Source organism: Rahnella inusitata (assembly GCF_018288855.1).
GTDB classification, from domain to species: domain Bacteria; phylum Pseudomonadota; class Gammaproteobacteria; order Enterobacterales; family Enterobacteriaceae; genus Rahnella; species Rahnella inusitata.
On the sequence record NZ_CP065024.1, the window covers coordinates 1,561,314 to 1,581,925 of the forward strand.

Consider the following 20,612-nt stretch of genomic DNA (forward strand, 5'->3'; position numbering starts at 1 on the left):
CTTTCAGTTATGAGAGAGTGTGGTTTCCACTGATTGCTTTGGGGGCTTAATCACAAAGAACACCAGAATGGCACCCAGCGCCGCGACGCCGCCTGCGAGCATAAAGGCGCTGTCGAAACGGCCAGTATTCTGCACGATAAATCCGGTGACGACCGGCCCGATGATCCCGGAGACGCTGCCGACCAGATGAATAAATCCGCTGGTGCCGCCGACGCGGGATTTATGCACTACATCCTGAATAATCGCCCAGTAAATCGCCCCTGTGGTGTACAGGAAGAAAATAGAGACTGACATTAATACCACCGCAGGTACCACGCTGGTCACGATGCCGGCGAGCGCCACGCAGACGGCTGCCGCTAACAGGCTGACGACTAATATAATTTTACGTGACAGTAATAAGCGACCGGTAATATTAAAAATCTTATCGGAAATATAACCGCCTAATGCCAGACCCACGAAGCCGACAATCCATGGAATGACGGTGGTTAAACTCATTTCTTTAATATTTAATCCGTGCGCCTGCACCAAATAGGCCGGGAACCAGCTCAGGAAGAAGAATAAAATATAGTTATAGCTGAAGAAGGCAAACGCGGTGACCAGAATAATCGGCTGTTTTAGATAATATCCCAGACCGTGCGCCGCCTGCGCCAGATCTTCTTCTGCACTTAAATGCTCATTCTTCATGGCATCCACCAAACGCAATTCTTCCGGGGAGACGCGTTTACTTTTCAGCGGATTATCGGCCACGGTGAAGAACCAGACGGCCATCCATACAATGCCGATCGCAGCAATCACCATAAACGCCGGACGCCAGCCAAATGAAATGGCCAGATACCCGACGATCGGGCCGGCCACTGCGCCGCCGAGCGGCGAACCCGCGCTGAGAAGTCCCATGGCGGTGGCAGCCTGTTTCTTCGGGAACCAGCCGTTAATCATCTTATTTGCCGAGGCGCATATCGGCCCTTCGGCCATACCGAATAATACCCGCAGAATAAGCATGGAATAAAAGCCGGTGGCGATAGCAGTCATCCCGCAAAATAAAGACCACAGTCCGACGGCTAAACCCATAACAATTGTCGGGCCGAATTTATCTACCGCTAAACCCCCGAGGAAGTTAAATATCGCGTAACCAAAGAAGAAACTCCCAAATATCAGGCCGAACTGTTCGGGATTAATGGTCAGCTCTTTTTCTATCATCGGGACAGTAATCGACAGCGCGACGCGGTCGAGGTAATTGATCATGTACACCATAAACAGCAGGAATACGATAATCCAGCGCAGATTCTTGAACATAGGTAAGTGCTCCACTTGGTGTCGTTTTAATAGTGTTGCGTTATTTGTAGGTTGAATCTCAGGTACTCAGTGGCAGGAAGGATGGCGGGCATCCTTCCTGAATTTCCAAAGCTTATAAATTTTAAATCATCAGAACGTCAGTAACACTTTGCAGCAGGCACGCTGCTCCTTTTCAAACAGCGTCAGAGCGGCTTCCACTTCGCTGGCGGGCATCCAGTGCGTCACCAGTTTTTCCGGCGTAATTTTTCCTTGTTCCATCCATTCAATCACCTGCGGGAAACGGTGGCTGTTCAGGCGCGATGAGAACAACGAGATTTCTTTACTGGTAATACTTTGCTGCGTGAAGGTACTGGGTTCGCCGGAGAAACCCATCATCCCGATGCGTGCTGCCGGTGATGCCAGCAAAATGGCTTCCTGCAAAATTGCCGGATGGCAGGCAGCATCGACAATCAGCGTAGGACGTACGTTTTCTGCGGCCAGTACGTCGGTCACGCTGCGTTCAGTATTATTGATGATCCAGTCTGCCCCACTTTGCTGTGCCATCTGTAACCGTTCTTCTATGCGGTCGGCGACAATCACTTTCTCCACACCGTAAACGCCTTTCAGCACCTGAATCACCGTCAGCCCCATCGGGCCAGCGCCGTAAACCAGTGCGGTGTCCTGCGGGGTCGGTTTGAGGAAGGCGGTAATGTTCGCCGCAATGGTAAAAGGTTCGACCATACTGGCGAGTTTGTCAGGGATCGTGGCGGGCACGACATAGGCATTTTTAGCCGGAGCGCAGGCGTAATCGCTAAAGCCGCCGTCACGATGCACGCCGATCACCTGCAATTCGGCACAGACATTGGGCCGACCAATGGAGCAGGGATAACAATGTCCGCAGCTGACCACCGGATCGATCACCACGCGCTCGCCGATGCGTGATGCTTCGACGCCTTCTCCAACGCTGTCGATATGGCCGAAGAATTCATGGCCTATCACGCGCGGATATTTCGCAAACGGATTGTGGCCGTGATAAATATGCACATCCGAGCCGCAGATCCCTGCGTAACTGACCCGAACTCGTACCTCACCGGCGGCAGGTACCGGCAAGGCACGTTGCTCGATCACCAGTTTTCCCGGTTCTTGTATAACGACGCTGTTCATTATTCGCTCCCTTACCAGTTCCACAGAGTACCGTCTTCCAGACGGGCCACCGGCAAATACGCCGGTTCATACGGATATTTCGCTGCCAGTTTTTCGTCGAACTCGATGCCCAGCCCCGGTTTTTCGCCCGGATGCATATAGCCGTTATCAAACGTCCAGTTATGCGGGAACACTTCCAGCATCTGCTCGGAATATCCCATATATTCCTGCACGCCAAAGTTTGGCACCCACAGATCGAAATGCAGGGCAGCGGCCATGCACACTGGCGAAAGATCTGACGGGCCGTGTGAACCGGTGCGAACCTGATACAAAGAGGCGAAATCAGCGATCCGGCGCATACCGGTAATGCCGCCCGCGTGGGTGATAGTGGTACGGATATAGTCGATCAACTGTTCTTCGATGAGCTGTTTGCAATCCCAGATGCTGTTGAAGACTTCACCGACGGCAATCGGGGTCACGGTGTGCTGGCGGATCAAACGGAAGCATTCCTGATTCTCGGCTGGCGTAGGATCTTCCATCCAGAACAGTCGATAGTCTTCGATGCTCTTACCAAAGCGTGCCGCTTCGATAGGCGTCAGGCGGTGATGCATATCGTGAAGAAGATGTTCGTCAAAACCGAATTTATTACGTACGGCTTCAAACAGCTTTGGGGTGAAATCGAGGTATTTTTCCGTCGACCACAGTTGCTCTTCCGGCCAGTTTCCCTTGGTTGCCGGTTCGTAGGCCAGGCCTTTACCTTTCGACATCCCGTAAGTGGTTTTCATGCCCGGAACGCCGCACTGCGCGCGGATCGCCTTGAAGCCAAGCTCTTTGTGTTTGGCGTAATCATCCAGCACTTCGTCTACCGAATGACCGGTGGTGTGACAGTAAACCATCACGCCGGTACGGGATGCGCCGCCAAGCAACTGGTATAGCGGCATATTGGCGGCTTTGGCTTTGATATCCCACAGCGCCGTGTCCACCGCTGAAATCGCTGACATAGTGACCGGCCCGCGACGCCAGTAAGCCCCTTTGTAGAAAAACTGCCAGATGTCTTCGATCTGGTGCGCATCGCGCCCGATAAGCTGCGGGCAAACGTGGTCTTTCAGGTATGACGCGACCGGCAGCTCGCGACCATTGAGCGTGGCGTCACCGATACCAGTAAGGCCACTGTCGGTGGTGATTTTCAACGTAACAAAGTTGCGCCCCGGACAAGTAACAAAGACTTCAGCATTCACGATTTTCATCGGTTACGACCTTCTGCAGTAAAGTTGGATGCATTTCCTTTGGCTATAAATACGCCAGATGACAACTACCATACAAGTATGTTTCTTGATTTTTGCCGGAGAGGATCACACTTTGTTGCGCGAAAGTTATCTGAAGAGAAGGGAATAATGGCGAAGGTAAACACAGGCCATGCGGTCAGATGAGCGGGATACGAACCTCAGAATAACCCATAAAAAAACCTCCGGTTGGCAGGCTGAATGCGGATCAGTCACGTTTGCCTGTTTTTCGATGAGCCGCCAGCAGCTTCCAAAATGAAAAGGCCCGCAGGGTTGCGGGCTGTCTGAACGGGCAGAAATTTACCCCAGCAGTTCACAATGCGGCGGCAGGCGGCATTGAATGATGTTGGCCAGCACTTCGATGCGAAACTGCTTACCGGTCAGCGGTTCGCCGTCGAGGTTGAAGGTCATATCATGCGGCGCAGTAATTTCCAGCCAGGGGAGATGAGCGGAGACGATATTTTTATTTTCTTCATTATTGATCAGGCTGCGCAGGAATGAGGGCAGCAGCTCTTCGGAGGTCAGCAGACGCAATTGCAGCAGGCCGTCGTTGATCAGCGCTTCCGGGCAGATTTGCTGGCCGCCACCGGCCTGACGACCGTTGCCAATGCCAATGACCAGCGCATCGCCTTCCCAGCTGAAATCCGGACCCTTGATTTCACAGCGGTCGGCTTTCAGCGTATCAAGACGTAACAGCCCGTGGATAAAATACGAGACGCCGCCGAGTGCCGCTTTCAGCTTTTCCGGCGTTTCGGTGGTGATACGCGTACCAAATCCGCCGGTCGCCATATTGATGAAGTAGTGCTTATCATTCACCCTGGCAAGATCGATGGCTTCCGCCCGGCCTTTTATCGCCAGCAGCAACGCCTGTTCGGGGGCCAGCGGAATATTACAGGCGGTCGCAAAATCATTCGCCGTACCCAGCGGGACGATACCCAGCACCGGGCGCGGTTCCTCAAGCTGTGCCAATGCTCCGGCGATTTCATTGATGGTGCCATCGCCGCCACCGGCAATAACGGTGTCACAACCCAGCGCCACGGCTTCTGCGACATAACGTGCGGCATCGCCGTATTCCCAGGTGACGCGGACTGTCAGCTCCACACCTTCTTTTCGCTGCGCACCGACGGCCACGCGCAGCTCCTCATTGCCTGCGCCTTTTCCATTCAAAATCAGCAATGCTGTGGTCATGTATGCTCCTTTTCTCTATACATAACTACCATAAATGAAAATGCTCATACTTGGCTATCAGATAAATGATTGAAAAAAACTCCGCATGAATAAAATAATTGAACTTAAATATATTCGATAAAGCTATTATTATTTTGGAATACATTATTTTTATTAATCGACTAAAAGAAAAGAATAATGATTTTGACGAAGGGGATGTTTGAATGGATTGATTACCAAAAGAAAAGCCAGCTCAAGGGAGATTGAGCCGGCCAAGGAGGTGGTTCCTAGTGTAGTCCGTTGCTTTATTTTGCATTCGAAGTAAATTGCGAATGCATATTATCCAGCTAAGAAAGAAATAGATGTGATCCGTTTCTTATTTTCAGCAAAAGCCTATTTTGCGTGTGGATTGCGCGTGTCTGTTTCTTGCAGATTGCGCAACAAAATGGCGAACTCGAGGCTGATGTCGTCCGGCAGGGCGGCGTAAACAATGTGGCCGTTGCCTGGCGCGACGTCGGTCGGCTGGCCTTTCTTATTACGCAGCGCTTCAAGGCGGAACTGAATATTGCCCTGCGGCGTCATCATTTCTACGCTGTCGCCGACGCTGAATTTATTTTTCACGTCGATCTCAGCCCAGCCATCCACGCGATTACCGGTGAATTCGCCGACAAACTGCTGACGGTCGCTGACTGAGAATCCATACTCGTACGTCTGCTGCGCATCGTGCGTATGGCGGCGCAGGAAACCTTCGGTATAACCGCGATGCGCCAGGCCTTCCAGCGTGGTCAGTAATGTTGGATCGAAAGGTTTACCGGCAACGGCGTCGTCGATGGCGCGACGATACACCTGCGCCGTGCGCGCGCAGTAGTAGAAGGATTTGGTGCGGCCTTCGATTTTCAGCGAATGAACGCCCATTTTGGTCAGGCTCTCGACGTGCTGAATAGCGCGTAAATCTTTGGAATTCATGATGTAGGTGCCGTGTTCATCTTCGAACGCACTCATGTATTCGCCCGGACGCAGCGCTTCTTCCAGCATGTACACTTTGTCCGTCGGCAGACCGATGCCCAGAGTGGGCTGCACGGCCTCGACCTGCTGCACCGGTATCGGCTCATGCTGATGCACGATGCTGCCGATATCGTTCTCTTTACCTTCCTGAACTTTGTATTCCCAGCGGCAGGCGTTGGTGCAGGTACCCTGATTCGGGTCACGTTTGTTGATGTAACCGGAAAGCAGGCAGCGGCCGGAATAGGCCATGCACAGCGCGCCGTGGACGAAAATTTCCAGTTCCATATCCGGCACCTGTGCGCGGATTTCGGCGATCTCTTCGAGTGACAGCTCGCGCGACAAAATCACGCGCGTCAGCCCCATTTGTTTCCAGAACTTCACCGTCGCCCAGTTCACTGCGTTGGCCTGCACCGACAGATGAATATCCATCTGCGGGAATGCTTCGCGCACCATCATGATAAGCCCTGGGTCAGACATGATCAGCGCGTCCGGCCCCATGTCGATAACCGGTTGCAGATCACGCAGAAAGGTTTTCAGCTTGGCGTTGTGCGGCGCGATATTGACAACCACGTAGAATTTTTTACCCAGGGCATGGGCTTCGTTAATGCCGATTTCCAGATTCTGGTGATTAAATTCGTTATTACGCACGCGCAGGCTGTAACGCGGTTGTCCGGCGTACACTGCGTCTGCGCCATAGGCGAAGGCATAACGCATATTTTTCAGGGAACCGGCAGGGGAGAGCAGTTCAGGAACAAAGGAATCGGGGGTTAACATAGTCAATCTCAGTCTGATCACAAGTCAGGGCCGTCCCGGATGCGGGGCGACGAAAGGCCAGAATTGTAACGTCTGAGTTGAACAAAAGCAGCCGGTTAGTGTGGGTATTTGGGGTTTTACGGGGTCAGATCAATTTTTGGCTTCTGAGGTTGCCGCAAGGAATGCGACAACCTCAGTAAAAGGGATCAGGCGGGTTGTTGGGTTGAATCACGGATATCGGCTGTCGCCCCGTTTTTCACTACTGACTGCACGCCTTTCCTCGCCGCGCCTTCGGTGGTGTACATTTCACTGACGCCAATCACCTGATGATTTTTGGCTTTCAGCACAAAATAAAACTGCCCGTCTTTTGAGGGTTTTATCTCGTATTGTTCTTCATATGGCGCGTTGTTTTGCACAGACGTGATGCCATTTTCTGCCGAGGCTTTGCTGGCATACATTTCACTGGTGAGAATAATCTCTCCGTTCCCGGCCTTCAGGTTAAAGTGAAACTGTCCATTCTTCGCTTTTTTCAGATCATAGTGACCAGTCGCCATAAAGGTTATCTCCAGCAAGGGGGGTTATTTTCCACAGCTAAGTGTAGTTAAAGGAGAATCTTTCGCGGCGATAAGAGGAAGTTAAGGCATGAAATGTGAACTGGCCGACAGACTTTCAGCAACTTTACAAAACTGAACTGTCGGCCCGAAAAGAACGGCTATGAGCGTCAGGCGAGATGGCAGGGCTCCGCTTCCCACCGATAACCAACGCCGTAGACCGCGCGGATAAAGGCTTTCTCGCCGTCCAGCGACTCCAGCTTTCGGCGCAGGTTTTTGATATGGCTGTCGATGGTGCGGTCAGTGACCACGCGGTAATCATCGTAGAGATTATTAAGCAGCACTTCACGGGTAAACACATAGCCAGGTTTTACCGACAGGGTTTTCAGCAGGCGGAATTCTGCTGGCGTCAGCTCCAGTTCATGCCCCTGAAACGATGCCTGAAAGCGTGCTTCATCGATATGCAGACCGTGGCTTTTGGTGATGTTTTCATCCGGGCGCACGCAGCGGCGCAGGATAACTTTGACGCGCGCCACCACTTCACGCGGGCTGTACGGTTTGCAGATGTAATCATCCGCCCCGATTTCGAGCCCCAGCAGGCGATCAATCTCTTCGGTTTTTGCCGTTACCATCATGATCGGCACGTCAGAAAACTGGCGGATATCACGACAGATCGACAGGCCGCTGCTGCCCGGCAACATCAGATCCAGCAAGATCATCGCCGGCGGGCTGGCTTTGACCTGAGTAATCACGTCGTGGCCGTCAGGCAGCCACTGGGTGACATAACCCGCCGCGTCGAGGTAATCGATCAGCAACTGAGCGAGTTTCGGCTCATCTTCCACAATCAAAATTTTTAACGGCGCATGGCCGGATGCTACTAAATCGTTCATCAGTTTCTCGGTCCATGTGGAACAGAAAGCGGCAGGACGACCGTGATACGCACGCCGCCTGCGGGAGAGTGGCTGGCGCTTATCTGCCCGCCGTGTGCTTCGACGATATTCTGACAAATCGCCAGACCTAAACCGGAGCCGCCGCTGGCGCGGTTACGCGAGCCTTCGGTGCGATAAAAGCGTTCAAAAATGCGGATCAGCTGTTCATCGCTGATGCCTGGCGCGCTGTCCTGAAACGTGAGTATCAGCAATTTGTCGCGGATTTCGCCCAGAATTTCCAGTCCGCCATTGGGGTCAGTATAGCGCAGGCTGTTTTCCATAAGATTGTTGAAAAGCTGTGACAGACGCTGCGGATCGCCAAACACCTGCGCGCTTTCAGGTAATTTGCTGGTCAGCGTTAACTGCTTGCTGTGGAAACGATCGCGAGAACCGGCTTCCGCCAACTGCACCAGATGCACAACATCGGTATCCACTTTACGGTACGCCAGCGCACCGGCATCGGAAAGGGAAAGCTGGTGCAAATCATCCACCAGCTTGGTGAGGATTGAGACTTCCGACTGCAATGATTCCAGTGAGCCAAGGGTCATTTTGCGCACGCCATCCTGCATCGCTTCCAGTTCACCGCGCAGCACTGCCAGCGGAGTGCGCAGCTCGTGGGAAATATCGGCCATAAACGCCCGCCGCATCTGCTCGTTCTTTTCCAGCGTCATCGCCAGCTGGTTGAAATCCTGCGCCAGCTTCCCCAGCTCATCTTGACTGTCGACTTCCACGCGGGTGCTGAAATCTCCGGCGGCCAGCTGATGGGTGCCGTTAACCAGCCGTTTGACCGGCGCGAGCATACCGCGCGATAACAACCAGGTGACGGCGGCGGCCAGCAGGGCGGTAAAGGCGACAATCATCCAGCTGGTGCGGCTTTGCTGACGCTCGAAGTTGATGTCGGCGTCGCGCGTGAGGCGTTCAGCCGGGGTCGAAATCACCGAACCTATCACTACGCCGTTGACGGTCATCACGCGGCGCGGTCCCTGCAAATCAGGCGGCACCGGCTGATCGTATCCGCCAATCCGGCGATCGTGACTGTCGAGGATCCAAAATTTTGTGCGCCATCCCTGCGGCGGCATACGCGGGCTGCTGTTTTGTTCAAAGGAACGCATCAGCTGATAGATCAGACGGTCATTGGTTTCTAAAAACTCCCAGCTGCCGTGCTGTTTGTATTGTTCCTGCAACGTGTCGGCCAGCAACTCCACGCGCTGTTCGTTACTCTGGCGGATGTAATCAATAAAGCCGCGCTCGAAGCTCATCCGCACGCCCCAGTTCATGGTGATTAACACCAGCGCACAGGTGCAGAAGATGGCCATGAACAGTTTGACGGTAATTCCTAGTTTCATGATTTTCTCATTGGATCGGGAGAGCTGGCCGCAGCGCGACGACGGTCAATAAGGGCATTTTTCTGGGCATCCTCCGGCACGCGCGAAAAGACCCAGGCTGGCAGGGCGATAATCACCGCCATCGCCATATAGCAGTACAGAAACGCGGTATGCATCGCGCCGCTGCCGACGTTCACCTGCTGTTGCGCAAACACGCCGATGAGGATACCTGCGACGCTGACGCCCAGACTCATCGACAGCTGCATGATCATCGACAGCAAACTGTTGCCGCTGCTGGCAAGGCGCGGTGGCAAGTCTTTCAGCGTCAGGGTATTCATCGACGAGAAGCGCAGCGAATTCACCATCCCCTGGAAGAACAGCACAATCGGGATCATCCACACAGCACCGTAAATCGCCACCAGCGGGAAGATAAGCGTAATCAGCGCCAGCAACAGCGTGGCGGTTACCAGCGCAGAACGGTAGCCGAGCTGATTGACCAGCCGGACCACCACGCGCTTCATTCCCATGCTACCGAGCACCATCGGGATCATCATCAGCCCGGCGTGAAAGGGGGTGAAGCCCATGCCGAGTTGCAGAAAGACCGGCGTCATAAACGGCAACATACCGCTGCCGATGCGACCCAGAAAACTGCCGGTCAGGCCGATTTTAAAGGTCGGCGTATGAAACAGACGCAGTGAAAACAGGGCAGATAAATTACCGCGCGCGTGCATCCAGTAGATACCGAGCGCGCCAAATCCAACCACCACCAGCAGCAGTAATTCCAGCGGCGTCAGCCCGAGCCCGCGGCTGCCGTCGAGCGCCAGCGTCAGCGTCGCCATACACACTGCCAGCATCACAAAACCGCTGATATCAAAGCGGCGCGTCTGCATTTTGTAATTCGGCATGATCATTAATGTGGCAATACAACCGGCAATGCCGACAGGCAGATTGATCAAAAATATCCAGTGCCAGCTGGCGTACTGCACCAGAAAACCCCCGAGTGCCGGGCCAAGCAGCGGGCCGACCTGACCGGGTAACGTCACCATGGTCATGGCCGCCATATATTCACTGCGCGGCACGATTTTCAGCACCGTCAGCCGCCCGACCGGTACCATCATCGCGCCGCCAATCCCTTGTACCACGCGGGACATCACCAGCTCGCGCAGGCTGTCAGATTGCGCACAGAGCAGTGAACCCAGGGTGAACAGCACGATGGCCGAGAAGAACACCCATTTGACGCCGACTTTATCCGCCAGCCAGCCACTGGCGGGCAGCATCACTGCCACGGTCAGCACATAAGCGACCACCACCGAATGCATGTGCAGAGGATTTTCACCGAGGCTTTGGGCCATCGACGGCAGCGCGGTATTGACGATGGTGGTATCCAACGCCTGCATAAAAAAGCCAAACGCGACGATCCACAACTGCCAGCGCACAGAAGGCGGCAGCGGCTCGGAGGGCGGTACAGTCTCAGTATTTTCAGATTTCATCGGGTTATCGCATCAGCACAATCATTGTCGCGGCCTGGGGACGGCAACCGTCAGCAGGCCAGACCCACAGTGTAGCCAGAATGCTCCGGCAGAAAATGGAGGAAATAAGGAGAGTCCTTCTCAATCCTCTTAACATTTTTGAAATTACTTATGACAAAAAGGTCGGGCAGTAAGCCACTCATTTTATATCAAAATGCTAAGGTTAACCCTGAATCACAAACCGTTCGCACGCGAAGCAACTTTACACTGACCGTTATAGGGAGAGAGTGATGAGTAAAAGAGAATTAGGCCGTTCAGGTATTCAGGTACCGGTGCTGACTTTTGGTGGCAACGTGTTTGGCTGGACAGTCGATCAGTCCGCCTCTTTCAGCCTGCTCGATGCCTTGCTGGATAATAACCTGAACTTTATCGATACCGCCGACGTCTATTCCCGCTGGGTCGATGGCAATCAGGGCGGCGAATCTGAAACGATCATCGGCAACTGGTTGAAGAAAACCGGTAAGCGCGACCAGATAGTTCTGGCGACTAAAGTCGGTAAACCGATGGGCGAAGGCAAAGTCGGCTTGTCGCCACGCTATATCAAAGAGGCGGTTGAAGCATCGCTCAAGCGCCTGCAAACGGATTATATCGATCTCTATCAGTCCCATGATGACGACGCAGATACACCACTGGCGGAATCACTGGCCGCGTTCGATGCGTTAATCAAAGAAGGTAAAGTACGGGCCATCGGTGCTTCTAACTACAGCGCACCGCGTCTGGCCGAAGCGCTGAAAGTCAGCAAGGATAACGGGCTGGCGCGTTATGAAACGCTGCAACCGCTGTACAACTTGTATGACCGCAAAGTGTATGAAGAAGCGCTGGAAAAGGTCGTCACGGAAAACGGTGTCGGTGTGATCAATTTTTACGGGCTGGCGAGCGGTTTCCTGACCGGGAAATACCGTACCAAAGCGGATGCCAGCAAAAGTAAGCGTGGCGAAAGCGTGATCGAACGTTACCTCGACGATCGTGGTTTGAAAGTGCTTAAAGGGCTGGATCAGGTGGCTGAGAAGCACGGCGTGCAGCCGGGGCAGGTGGCGCTGGCATGGCAGATTGCGCGCCCGAGCATTACCGCTCCGATTGTCAGCGCCACCTCTTTGCAACAGCTCAATGAACTGGCGCAGGCCGCGACGCTCAGGCTGGACGATGCCGATATTCAGACGCTGAACGACGCCAGCGCCTGGAAATAACCTCGTTTGGAAAATAAAAAAAACGCCGTGAGAAATCAGGCGGTTTTTTATTGCGTACTGATGTGCCGGGAATCTTGCGATTAACGGAACAGGGTTTGCGCCCAGCGGGCCAGACCGGCGGTGACTGAGCCGAAATCGTTGCCCCCGACCAGCGGAATACCCGGCAATTGTGCCTGCAACGCAGCCCGTAGCAGAGGAGAGCGCGCACTGCCACCGGTCAGATAAATCACGTCCGGCTTGATGTCGCTGCTCGCCAGCGCCAGGTTCACCTGTTCCTGAATGCGCTCCAGCGGCTGTGCGATAGCTTCGCTCAGCTGCTGCTGGCTGATAGTTTCTGCCAGACCCGCCTCGATGAAGTCCATTGCCGCCGTGACGCTTTCGCGTTCGGATAGCGCAATCTTGCTCTCTTCCGCCGCGCGCACCAGACGATAGCTCAGACGCTGTTGCTGAACTTTCAGCAGGCGTTTGATGAGATCTGGCTGTGCGGCATCGCGGATTAAATCACGCAGCATGCGGCCATTGGCGACGCTGTAAAAATCGATCTGAGCAGGGACATCGTTAGTCGCTACCGCATTCCAGTAAGGCAGTGCAGGAATAGCGATTCCTTTGTGGGTTTCGCTGCCCATGCCGAACTGTGGCGTCAGCTGTTTGAACGCTGTCATGATATCCAGATCGTTCCCGCCCACGCGGCAACCGCTGTGGCCGAGCAGGCTGTTCTGACGCTCTGCCTTATCGCGCCACTGTGGGCCCATCAGCAATACTGAGCAGTCGGTGGTACCACCGCCGATATCCACCACCAGCACGGTTTTCTCGTCCGTCAGCGTCGCTTCAAAATCCAGCCCTGCTGCTACCGGTTCGAACTGGAAAGCGATATCGCGGAAACCGGCGCGTTCTGCGGCGCGTTGCAAAATACCCTGTGCCTGACGGTTGGCATCATCGCCGCCCATGCCCTGGAAGTTGATCGGGCGGCCAATGACGGTCTGCTCAATGGTCTGCTGTAACACGGATTCTGCCTGACGTTTGATGTGATACATCATCGCGCAGACCAGATCTTCGAACAGAGCAATTTGCTGCGGCTTCAGGCCGTTTGCGCCCAGGAAGGATTTCGGTGAGCGGACAAAGTACACCTCTTCCGGATCTTCCATATAGGTGGCGAGTGCCTGCAAACCAAACTGCACGCTGTTGGCGTTAACCGGAATATCTTCCTCGCGGTTAAAGCTTATACTGCGACGCAGCAGCGCCAGATTTTCATCACTGCCCGTTGGCACCTGTCCGTGACGGTTCAGCCATTCGCTGACCGCTTCGCGAGTTGGCGCACAAAGCATGGAGGGTAAATAAGGATCGTTATTTTCTAACGCCAGCAGTTGGGCGTTATTGTCGCGCATCACCGCAACTGAGCAATTCGCTGTACCGTAGTCAAATCCAATAAACATCACTGATCCCCATGCCAAAGAAGGTGCGGGACTTTACCGGAGCGAGGGATTTAGAGCAAGACCAAAGCGAAGGGATTTTAGCCCTTAAAAATGCAAGGTGTTTGCGGTGATACCCCATCCCGGCCCTCTCCCTGGCAGGAGAGGGAGCAGACCCAGCCGATTTTGAATTTGCTCCTCCCCCTGCAAAGAGGGAGGGCGGGAGGGGTATGGCAGGCGACGACGTTATTTCAGCAACGCCTGCGCTTTCGCGACAACGTTATCGACAGTAAAGCCGAACTCTTTGAACAGCTGTTCTGCCGGAGCAGATTCGCCGAAGCTGGTCATGCCGACTACGCCGCCGTTGAGGCCAACGTACTTGTACCAGTAATCCGCAATACCGGCTTCCACTGCCAGTCGCGCCGGAACGTCTTTCGGCAGCACTGATTCACGGTATGCCGTGTCCTGTTTGTCGTAAACGTCAGTCGACGGCATGGAAACAACGCGCACTTTGGTGCCGCCTGCGGCCAGTTTATCGGCTGCTTCGACGGTAATACCCACTTCAGAACCGGTGGCTATCAGAATGACGTCTGGCTTGCCTTCGCAATCTTTCAGCACATAACCGCCACGCGCCACATTAGCCAGCTGCTCCGCTGTACGCGGTTGCTGGGTCAGGTTCTGACGGGAGAAGATCAGTGCGGATGGGCCGTCGTTGCGCTCAATGGCGTATTTCCAGGCGATTGCTGATTCGACCTGATCCGCCGGACGCCACAGGCTCATGTTTGGCGTAACGCGCAGGCTGGCCATTTGCTCGACCGGCTGATGCGTCGGGCCGTCTTCGCCCAGGCCGATGGAATCATGGGTGTAGACGAACACATTGCGGATCTTCATCAGTGACGCCATACGCACCGCATTACGGGCGTATTCGACGAACATCAGGAACGTAGCCGAATAAGGCAGGAAGCCGCCGTGCAGCGCGATACCGTTGGAGATAGCCGTCATGCCGAACTCGCGCACGCCGTAATGGATATAGTTACCGGCTATGTCATCACCCAGCGATTTAGAGCCGGACCACATGGTCAGGTTACTTGGCGCAAGGTCAGCAGAACCGCCGAGGAATTCAGGCAGAATTTTACCGAACTCTTCCAGCGTGTTTTGTGAGGCTTTGCGGCTGGCAATGTTGGCCGGATTAGCCTGTAAACCTTCGATGAATTTCTGCGCGTCGGCTTCCCAGTTTTCCGGCAGCTCACCGTTCACGCGGCGCTTAAATTCTTTCGCCAGATCAGGATAAGCGCTGGCGTAAGCCGCAAACTTATCATCCCAGGCTTTTTCTTTCGCTTTACCCGCTTCTTTGGCATCCCAGGCGGCATAAATATCCTGCGGAATTTCAAAGGCAGGGTAGTTCCAGCCCAGTTCCTTGCGGGTGGCAGCCACTTCATCCACGCCCAGAGCCGCGCCGTGCGCATCGTGCGTACCGTGTTTATTTGGCGAGCCAAAACCGATGACCGTTTTACACAGCAGCAGGGAAGGACGGTCGGTGACTTTGTGCGATTCTTCAATCGCTGCTTTGATGGCGTCAGCGTTCTGCCCATCAACACCGCGGATCACATGCCAGCCATATGCTTCGAAACGTTTGGCAGTGTCATCGGTGAACCAGCCTTCCACGTGGCCGTCGATAGAGATCCCGTTGTCATCATAAAACGCAGTCAGTTTGCCGAGTTTCATGGTGCCAGCCAGCGAACAGGCTTCGTGGGAAATTCCTTCCATCATGCAACCGTCACCCATAAAAGCGTAGGTATGGTGGTTGACGATATCGTGGCCTTCGCGGTTGAACTGCGCAGCCAGCGTGCGTTCGGCGATAGCAAAACCGACGGCGTTGGCAATGCCCTGACCCAGCGGGCCGGTCGTGGTCTCAACGCCCGGCGTATAGCCGTATTCCGGGTGCCCCGGCGTTTTGGAGTGCAGCTGGCGGAAATTCTCCAGCTCTTTCATCGGCAGGTCATAACCGGTGAGATGCAGCAGGCTGTAAATCAGCATCGAACCGTGACCGTTCGACAGCACAAAGCGGTCGCGATCGGCCCAGTGCGGGTTGGTCGGGTTATGATTCATGTAATCGCGCCACAGAACTTCAGCGATATCCGCCATCCCCATTGGTGCGCCGGGGTGGCCGGAATTCGCTTTCTGCACCGCATCCATGCTTAAGGCACGGATAGCATTCGCTAGTTCTCTACGAGAAGGCATATTTTTCTCCGGTGAATGGCCGCGCCCACAGGCAGCAGCCATTGGAATATCAATGGGTGAAATTACAGTTGAGCAGACAGCACATCTTCGAGTTTCTTCTGATCGACGGCAAACTGGCGAATACCTTCGGCCAGTTTATCAACAGCCATGGCGTCCTGGTGATGTTCCCAGAGGAATTCGGCCTGAGTCAGCGGCACAGGCTGTTTGTTGCCCGGGGCTGATGAGGATTGCAGTTTTCGTTCCACTGGCGCATCGCTGGCTTTCAGCTCTTCAAGCAGGTTAGGTGAGATGGTCAGGCGGTCACAACCGGCCAGCGCCAGGATCTGTTCCACTTTACGGAAGCTCGCTCCCATGATGACGGTCTCATAGCCCTGCGCTTTGTAGTACTTGTAGATCTCACGAACGGATTTCACGCCCGGATCTTTTTCCACGTCATAGGTCGCATTTGGCTCTTTGGCTTTGTACCAGTCATAGATTCGGCCAACGAACGGGGAGATCAGATACACACCGGCTTCGGCGCAGGCGCGTGCCTGAGCAAAAGAGAACAGCAGCGTCAGGTTACAGTTAATGCCTTCCTTTTCCAGCTGTTCGGCAGCTTTGATGCCTTCCCAGGTGGAAGCCAGTTTGATCAGAATGCGGGATTTATCGATCCCCTGTTCCTGATACAAGCCAATCAGTTTTCGCGCTTTAGCCAGGCACTTTTCGCTGTCAAATGACATGCGCGCATCGACTTCGGTCGAGATGCGGCCAGGGACGCTTTTCAGAATTTCGACACCAATATTCACCGCCAGCTTGTCCGTGGCGTTGATCACCTGATCCTCTTTGCTGCCGCCTTTTTTACGTGCGTAATCCAGCGCGTCTTTGATGAGGTTTTGATACTGCGGCAGGTCGGCGGCTTTGAGAATTAAGGATGGATTGGTGGTGGCATCCTGCGGTTCGAAATGACGAATGGATTCGATATCACCGCTGTCGGCAACGACAGTCGTTAGCTTTTTGAGGGCGTCTAACTGGTTCATTTCAACATCTCCTTAGGAAGAAAAATGATACGAGAAGAGAAGCGTTCGTCTCTTTTCACAGGGCTACTACCCTGCATCATTCTGTTAACAATTTGAATGCGCTTTCTCTGATTGTTGTAATGGGTCAGAGCAATGAAAAAGCAAAAGCCTACGCAAGGCTGAACTTTCAACCTGTGTTGCGCAAGGGGGAACATTAAGCTTAGTCGAAATTTGCGAGACGTCTTCCGCGAACGAAAAGTAATCAATGTAACGCGCAAGTTTTGGTCGTGCTTCACCCTCTGTCGTGGCAGGTTATCTATACTGTTGTGCGGGAAAACTGAAAGCGTTGGTGAACCAAATGTTGCGGCTTCCCCGGTCTGTACCCCTATAAAAAATAAGAAACACAAAAAGGACCCTACGATGGACGAACAACTGAAACAGAGTGCGCTCGACTTCCACGAATTCCCGGTGCCCGGAAAAATTCAGGTCTCACCCACCAAACCGCTCGCCACGCAGCGCGATCTGGCGCTGGCGTACTCTCCAGGTGTGGCGGCACCTTGTCTTGAAATCCAAAAAGACCCGCTGGCTGCCTATAAATACACCGCTAAGGGCAATCTGGTGGCAGTGATTTCCAACGGCACGGCGGTGCTCGGGCTTGGCAATATCGGCGCGCTGGCGGGTAAACCGGTGATGGAAGGCAAGGGCGTACTTTTTAAGAAATTCGCCGGTATCGACGTGTTTGATATCGAAATAGATGAGCTGGATCCGGACAAATTGATAAACGTGATCGCCGCGCTTGAACCGACGTTCGGCGGCATCAATCTCGAAGACATCAAAGCGCCTGAATGTTTCTACATTGAGAAAAAACTGCGCGAACGTATGAACATTCCGGTGTTCCATGACGATCAGCACGGCACCGCAATTATCTGTACTGCTGCGGTGCTTAACGGCCTGCGCGTGGTCGGGAAAAACATTTCCGATGTGCGGCTGGTGGTGTCAGGCGCGGGAGCTTCGGCCATTGCCTGCCTCAATTTGCTGGTAGCGCTGGGGCTTAAACGCCACAACATCACGGCATGCGATTCGCGCGGTGTAATTTATCAGGGGCGCGAAGAAAATATGGCCGAAACCAAAGCGGCCTATGCCATTGAGGACAATGGACAGCGCACGCTGGCTGATGCGATCCCGCAGGCGGATATTTTCCTCGGTTGTTCCGGACCGGGCGTGCTGACACAGGACATGGTGAAAACCATGGCTAAAGATCCGCTGATTCTGGCGCTTGCTAATCCTGAACCGGAAATTCTGCCGCCGCTGGCCAAAGCCGTGCGCCCGGATGCAATTATCTGCACTGGCCGGTCGGATTATCCGAATCAGGTGAATAACGTGCTGTGTTTTCCGTTCATTTTTCGCGGGGCGCTGGACGTTGGTGCGACCACCATCAATGAGGAAATGAAACTGGCCTGCGTACATGCGATCGCCGACCTTGCGATGGCCGAACAAAGCGACGTAGTGGCTTCGGCGTATGGGGAAGAGGAGCTGTCTTTTGGGCCTGAGTACATCATTCCTAAGCCCTTCGATCCACGGCTTATCGTGAAAATTGCTCCGGCAGTCGCTAAAGCAGCGATGGATTCCGGCGTGGCGACGCGGCCCATCGTCGATTTTGACGCTTACATTGAGAAGCTGTCTGAGTTCGTCTACAAGACCAATTTGTTTATGAAGCCGATTTTCGCACAGGCTAAAAAAGACGCCAAACGCGTGGTGATGGCCGAAGGGGAAGAGGAGCGCGTGCTGCAGGCGACGCAGGAGCTGATTTCCCTTGGGCTGGCGAAACCGATTCTGGTCGGACGGCCTAGTGTCATTGAGATGCGCATTAAAAAACTCGGTCTGCAACTTGAGGCGGGAAGAGATTTTGAAGTGGTGAATAACGAATCCGATCCGCGTTTTAACGAATACTGGCGCGAATATTATGAGCGCATGAAACGGCGCGGCGTCTCGCAGGAGCAGGCCCGTCGCGCGGTGATCGGCAACCCGACGCTGATTGCCGCCATCATGTTGCTGCGCGGCGAAGCCGACGCGATGATTTGTGGCACCGTCGGTACTTATCATGAGCATTATGACATTGTGGAAAATGTGTTTGGTTTCCGCGAAGGTGCACACGTTGCCGGGGCCATGAATGCGCTGCTGTTGCCGAGCGGAAACACCTTTATCGCCGATACCTACGTTAATGACGATCCGACGGCGGAACAGTTGGCGGAAATCACGCTGATGGCGGCCGAAACGGTGCGACGCTTCGGTATCGAGCCGAAAGTAGCGTTGTTATCACATTCCAGTTTCGGTACCTCGGACAGCCCGGCGGCGTTGAAAATGCGCAGAACCCTGGAACTGGTGAACGCCCGCGAGCCGGATTTGGAAATCGACGGAGAGATGCACGGCGATGCTGCGCTGGTGGAAAGCATCCGTCAGGACATCATGCCAGACAGCCCGCTGAAAGGGGCTGCCAATATCCTGATCATGCCAAACATGGAGTCGGCACGTATCAGTTATAACCTGCTGCGGGTTTCCAGTTCGGAAGGGGTGACCGTCGGGCCGGTGTTGATGGGGGTGTCGAAACCGGTGCATATTCTGACGCCAATTGCTTCGGTCAGACGCATTGTAAACATGGTGGCGCTGGCGGTGGTCGAAGCGCAGACCGAACCATTATAACTTTCGTTATATAAGTAAAAGGGCGTCCCGGAGGAAGCCCATCAGATTGCGAAGTCCAGTCTGTGCAGATAAAGACAGGCAGAAGAGTAAAGCGTCCACGCCATGGATAGCGCGGTTCTGCCTGGTTTCACTGTTGCGGACTGTTTGTGAACTGCCTCAGACATCATTAGGTCAGTATTTCACTTCTCCGATCCGTTCAAGCGCATCGACGATCAGATCCCAAAAGCGTTGATGATCGAGTTTCACTGCGACCTGTGTATGACAGTCCGGCGGCGGCGGGGCGCGGAAATCTGCGACGGTCATGCCCAGCGTCAGCATACCGGTCAGCTCGATATCTATCGGCACTTTGCGCACCGTCATCACGTTCGGATCAATTACATAAGCCACGGCGCAGGGGTCATGCACAGGCGGGGAATCAAAGCCCTGACGGTCTTTGTAGCTCAGGCCGAAGAATTCGAGCAGCTCGCCGACGAATTTTGCCGGTTGCGTACCGACGGCGGCGATGCGTGCCGCCACTTCCGGCGTCGCCAGCGCCTGATGGGTTAAATCCAGCCCGACCATGGTCAGCGGCCATTTTTCGTTGAAGACGATGTGTGCGGCTTCCGGGTCAATTTTGATATTGAACTCCGCCACGGCGCTCCAGTTACCGACGTGATAACCACCGCCCATCAGCACCACTTCTTTGACGCGTTCTGCAATGCGCGGCTCTTTGCGTACCGCCATAGCAATATTGGTCAAACCACCGGTCGGCACCAGCGTGATGGTTTTCGGCGGATGGGACATGATCAAATCAATAATCAGATCGATGGCGTGAACCGGTTCGAGGGTAATGGCGGCTTCCGGTAAAACCGGACCATCGAGGCCAGAGTCCCCGTGGATTTCATCGGCGATTTCCACCTGACGCACCAGCGGGCGGGTTGCGCCTGCGGCAAAAGGCACACCGGTCAGGTTGATGACCCGCGCTACGGCTAAGGCGTTGCGGGTGACTTTTTCCAGCGTCTGATTGCCGACCACCGTGGTGACGGCGAGCAGCTCGATCTCCGGATTTCCGTGCGCCAGTAACATCGCAATGGCGTCATCGTGCCCCGGATCACAATCGAGGATAATCTTTTTGACCATTTCT

The 20,612-nt window shown here is 54.2% G+C and carries 15 protein-coding genes; 2 read left to right on the plus strand and 13 right to left on the minus strand.

The annotated features are described in order from the left end of the window. Positions 1–3 precede the first annotated feature (3 nt). The 9 genes from I2123_RS07350 to mdtD all read right to left on the minus strand — a co-directional run bounded on the left by I2123_RS07350 (position 4) and on the right by mdtD (position 10,918). Complete coding sequence (locus I2123_RS07350; RefSeq protein ID WP_112164880.1) at positions 4–1,293, minus strand: MFS transporter; 1,290 nt, start codon at positions 1,291–1,293, stop codon at positions 4–6. A gap of 129 nt (positions 1,294–1,422) precedes the next feature. Continuing rightward, a complete protein-coding gene (locus I2123_RS07355) occupies positions 1,423–2,436 on the minus strand; it encodes a Zn-dependent oxidoreductase (RefSeq protein ID WP_213052094.1) in 1,014 nt (337 codons plus the stop codon). 11 nt (positions 2,437–2,447) lie between these two features. Next, positions 2,448–3,662: a starvation-sensing protein RspA gene (gene rspA, locus I2123_RS07360; protein ID WP_112164883.1), complete on the minus strand. Its 1,215-nt coding sequence runs from the start codon at positions 3,660–3,662 to the stop codon at positions 2,448–2,450. A gap of 336 nt (positions 3,663–3,998) precedes the next feature. Beyond that, positions 3,999–4,886, minus strand: coding sequence for a lipid kinase YegS (gene yegS, locus I2123_RS07365; RefSeq protein WP_112164885.1), 888 nt, complete (start codon positions 4,884–4,886; stop codon positions 3,999–4,001). A gap of 372 nt (positions 4,887–5,258) precedes the next feature. Further along, positions 5,259–6,644 carry a prephenate-dependent tRNA uridine(34) hydroxylase TrhP gene (gene trhP, locus I2123_RS07370; protein ID WP_213052095.1) on the minus strand — a complete coding sequence of 462 codons (1,386 nt, stop codon included), beginning with the start codon at positions 6,642–6,644 and terminating at the stop codon, positions 5,259–5,261. Positions 6,645–6,829: 185 nt separating this feature from the next. Then, positions 6,830–7,177, minus strand: a complete 348-nt coding sequence (locus tag I2123_RS07375; RefSeq protein ID WP_112164890.1) for a YegP family protein — start codon at positions 7,175–7,177, stop codon at positions 6,830–6,832. Between the two features lie 167 nt (positions 7,178–7,344). After that, a complete protein-coding gene (baeR, locus tag I2123_RS07380) occupies positions 7,345–8,064 on the minus strand; it encodes an envelope stress response regulator BaeR (protein ID WP_112164892.1) in 720 nt (239 codons plus the stop codon). Continuing rightward, positions 8,064–9,449: an envelope stress sensor histidine kinase BaeS gene (baeS, locus tag I2123_RS07385; RefSeq protein WP_112164894.1), complete on the minus strand. Its 1,386-nt coding sequence runs from the start codon at positions 9,447–9,449 to the stop codon at positions 8,064–8,066. The genes baeR and baeS overlap by 1 nt, the downstream gene beginning before the upstream one ends. Beyond that, entirely contained in the window at positions 9,446–10,918 is a 1,473-nt protein-coding gene (gene mdtD, locus I2123_RS07390) for a multidrug transporter subunit MdtD (RefSeq protein ID WP_213052096.1), read from the minus strand. Before mdtD ends, baeS begins: the two co-directional genes overlap by 4 nt. Before the next feature lie 269 nt (positions 10,919–11,187). Here mdtD and I2123_RS07395 point away from each other — a divergent pair, with 269 nt between their 5' ends. Continuing rightward, the gene (locus I2123_RS07395) at positions 11,188–12,144 is read left to right on the plus strand and encodes an aldo/keto reductase (RefSeq protein ID WP_213052097.1); all 957 of its coding nucleotides are present in this window, start codon (positions 11,188–11,190) and stop codon (positions 12,142–12,144) included. Positions 12,145–12,224: 80 nt separating this feature from the next. On the opposite strand, the gene yegD is transcribed toward I2123_RS07395, so the two are convergent. The 3 genes from yegD to tal all read right to left on the minus strand — a co-directional run bounded on the left by yegD (position 12,225) and on the right by tal (position 16,810). Next, positions 12,225–13,577, minus strand: a complete 1,353-nt coding sequence (yegD, locus tag I2123_RS07400) for a molecular chaperone (RefSeq protein WP_112164900.1) — start codon at positions 13,575–13,577, stop codon at positions 12,225–12,227. A 222-nt stretch (positions 13,578–13,799) separates the two neighbouring features. Next, positions 13,800–15,794, minus strand: coding sequence for a transketolase (gene tkt, locus I2123_RS07405; protein WP_213052098.1), 1,995 nt, complete (start codon positions 15,792–15,794; stop codon positions 13,800–13,802). Positions 15,795–15,856: 62 nt separating this feature from the next. After that, positions 15,857–16,810 (minus strand): transaldolase, encoded by a 954-nt coding sequence (gene tal / locus I2123_RS07410; protein WP_112164904.1) that lies wholly within the window; start codon positions 16,808–16,810, stop codon positions 15,857–15,859. A 399-nt stretch (positions 16,811–17,209) separates the two neighbouring features. Here tal and maeB point away from each other — a divergent pair, with 399 nt between their 5' ends. Further along, positions 17,210–19,489 (plus strand): NADP-dependent oxaloacetate-decarboxylating malate dehydrogenase, encoded by a 2,280-nt coding sequence (gene maeB / locus I2123_RS07415; RefSeq protein WP_112164908.1) that lies wholly within the window; start codon positions 17,210–17,212, stop codon positions 19,487–19,489. Positions 19,490–19,660: 171 nt separating this feature from the next. On the opposite strand, the gene uriH is transcribed toward maeB, so the two are convergent. Then, positions 19,661–20,608 (minus strand): uridine-preferring nucleoside hydrolase UriH, encoded by a 948-nt coding sequence (uriH, locus tag I2123_RS07420; protein ID WP_213052099.1) that lies wholly within the window; start codon positions 20,606–20,608, stop codon positions 19,661–19,663. Positions 20,609–20,612: the final 4 nt, after the last annotated feature.

Excerpts from the sequence above, each read along its gene's own strand:
- baeS (WP_112164894.1), bottom strand. The coding sequence starts at position 9,449 with ATGAAACTAGGAATTACCGTCAAACTGTTCATGGCCATCTTCTGCACC.
- I2123_RS07375 (WP_112164890.1), bottom strand. The coding sequence starts at position 7,177 with ATGGCGACTGGTCACTATGATCTGAAAAAAGCGAAGAATGGACAGTTT.
- I2123_RS07395 (WP_213052097.1), top strand. The coding sequence starts at position 11,188 with ATGAGTAAAAGAGAATTAGGCCGTTCAGGTATTCAGGTACCGGTGCTG.
- tal (WP_112164904.1), bottom strand. The coding sequence starts at position 16,810 with ATGAACCAGTTAGACGCCCTCAAAAAGCTAACGACTGTCGTTGCCGAC.
- baeR (WP_112164892.1), bottom strand. The coding sequence starts at position 8,064 with ATGAACGATTTAGTAGCATCCGGCCATGCGCCGTTAAAAATTTTGATT.
- I2123_RS07350 (WP_112164880.1), bottom strand. The coding sequence starts at position 1,293 with ATGTTCAAGAATCTGCGCTGGATTATCGTATTCCTGCTGTTTATGGTG.
- yegS (WP_112164885.1), bottom strand. The coding sequence starts at position 4,886 with ATGACCACAGCATTGCTGATTTTGAATGGAAAAGGCGCAGGCAATGAG.
- I2123_RS07355 (WP_213052094.1), bottom strand. The coding sequence starts at position 2,436 with ATGAACAGCGTCGTTATACAAGAACCGGGAAAACTGGTGATCGAGCAA.
- tkt (WP_213052098.1), bottom strand. The coding sequence starts at position 15,794 with ATGCCTTCTCGTAGAGAACTAGCGAATGCTATCCGTGCCTTAAGCATG.
- mdtD (WP_213052096.1), bottom strand. The coding sequence starts at position 10,918 with ATGAAATCTGAAAATACTGAGACTGTACCGCCCTCCGAGCCGCTGCCG.
- maeB (WP_112164908.1), top strand. The coding sequence starts at position 17,210 with ATGGACGAACAACTGAAACAGAGTGCGCTCGACTTCCACGAATTCCCG.
- trhP (WP_213052095.1), bottom strand. The coding sequence starts at position 6,644 with ATGTTAACCCCCGATTCCTTTGTTCCTGAACTGCTCTCCCCTGCCGGT.
- uriH (WP_213052099.1), bottom strand. The coding sequence starts at position 20,608 with ATGGTCAAAAAGATTATCCTCGATTGTGATCCGGGGCACGATGACGCC.
- rspA (WP_112164883.1), bottom strand. The coding sequence starts at position 3,662 with ATGAAAATCGTGAATGCTGAAGTCTTTGTTACTTGTCCGGGGCGCAAC.
- yegD (WP_112164900.1), bottom strand. The coding sequence starts at position 13,577 with ATGTTTATTGGATTTGACTACGGTACAGCGAATTGCTCAGTTGCGGTG.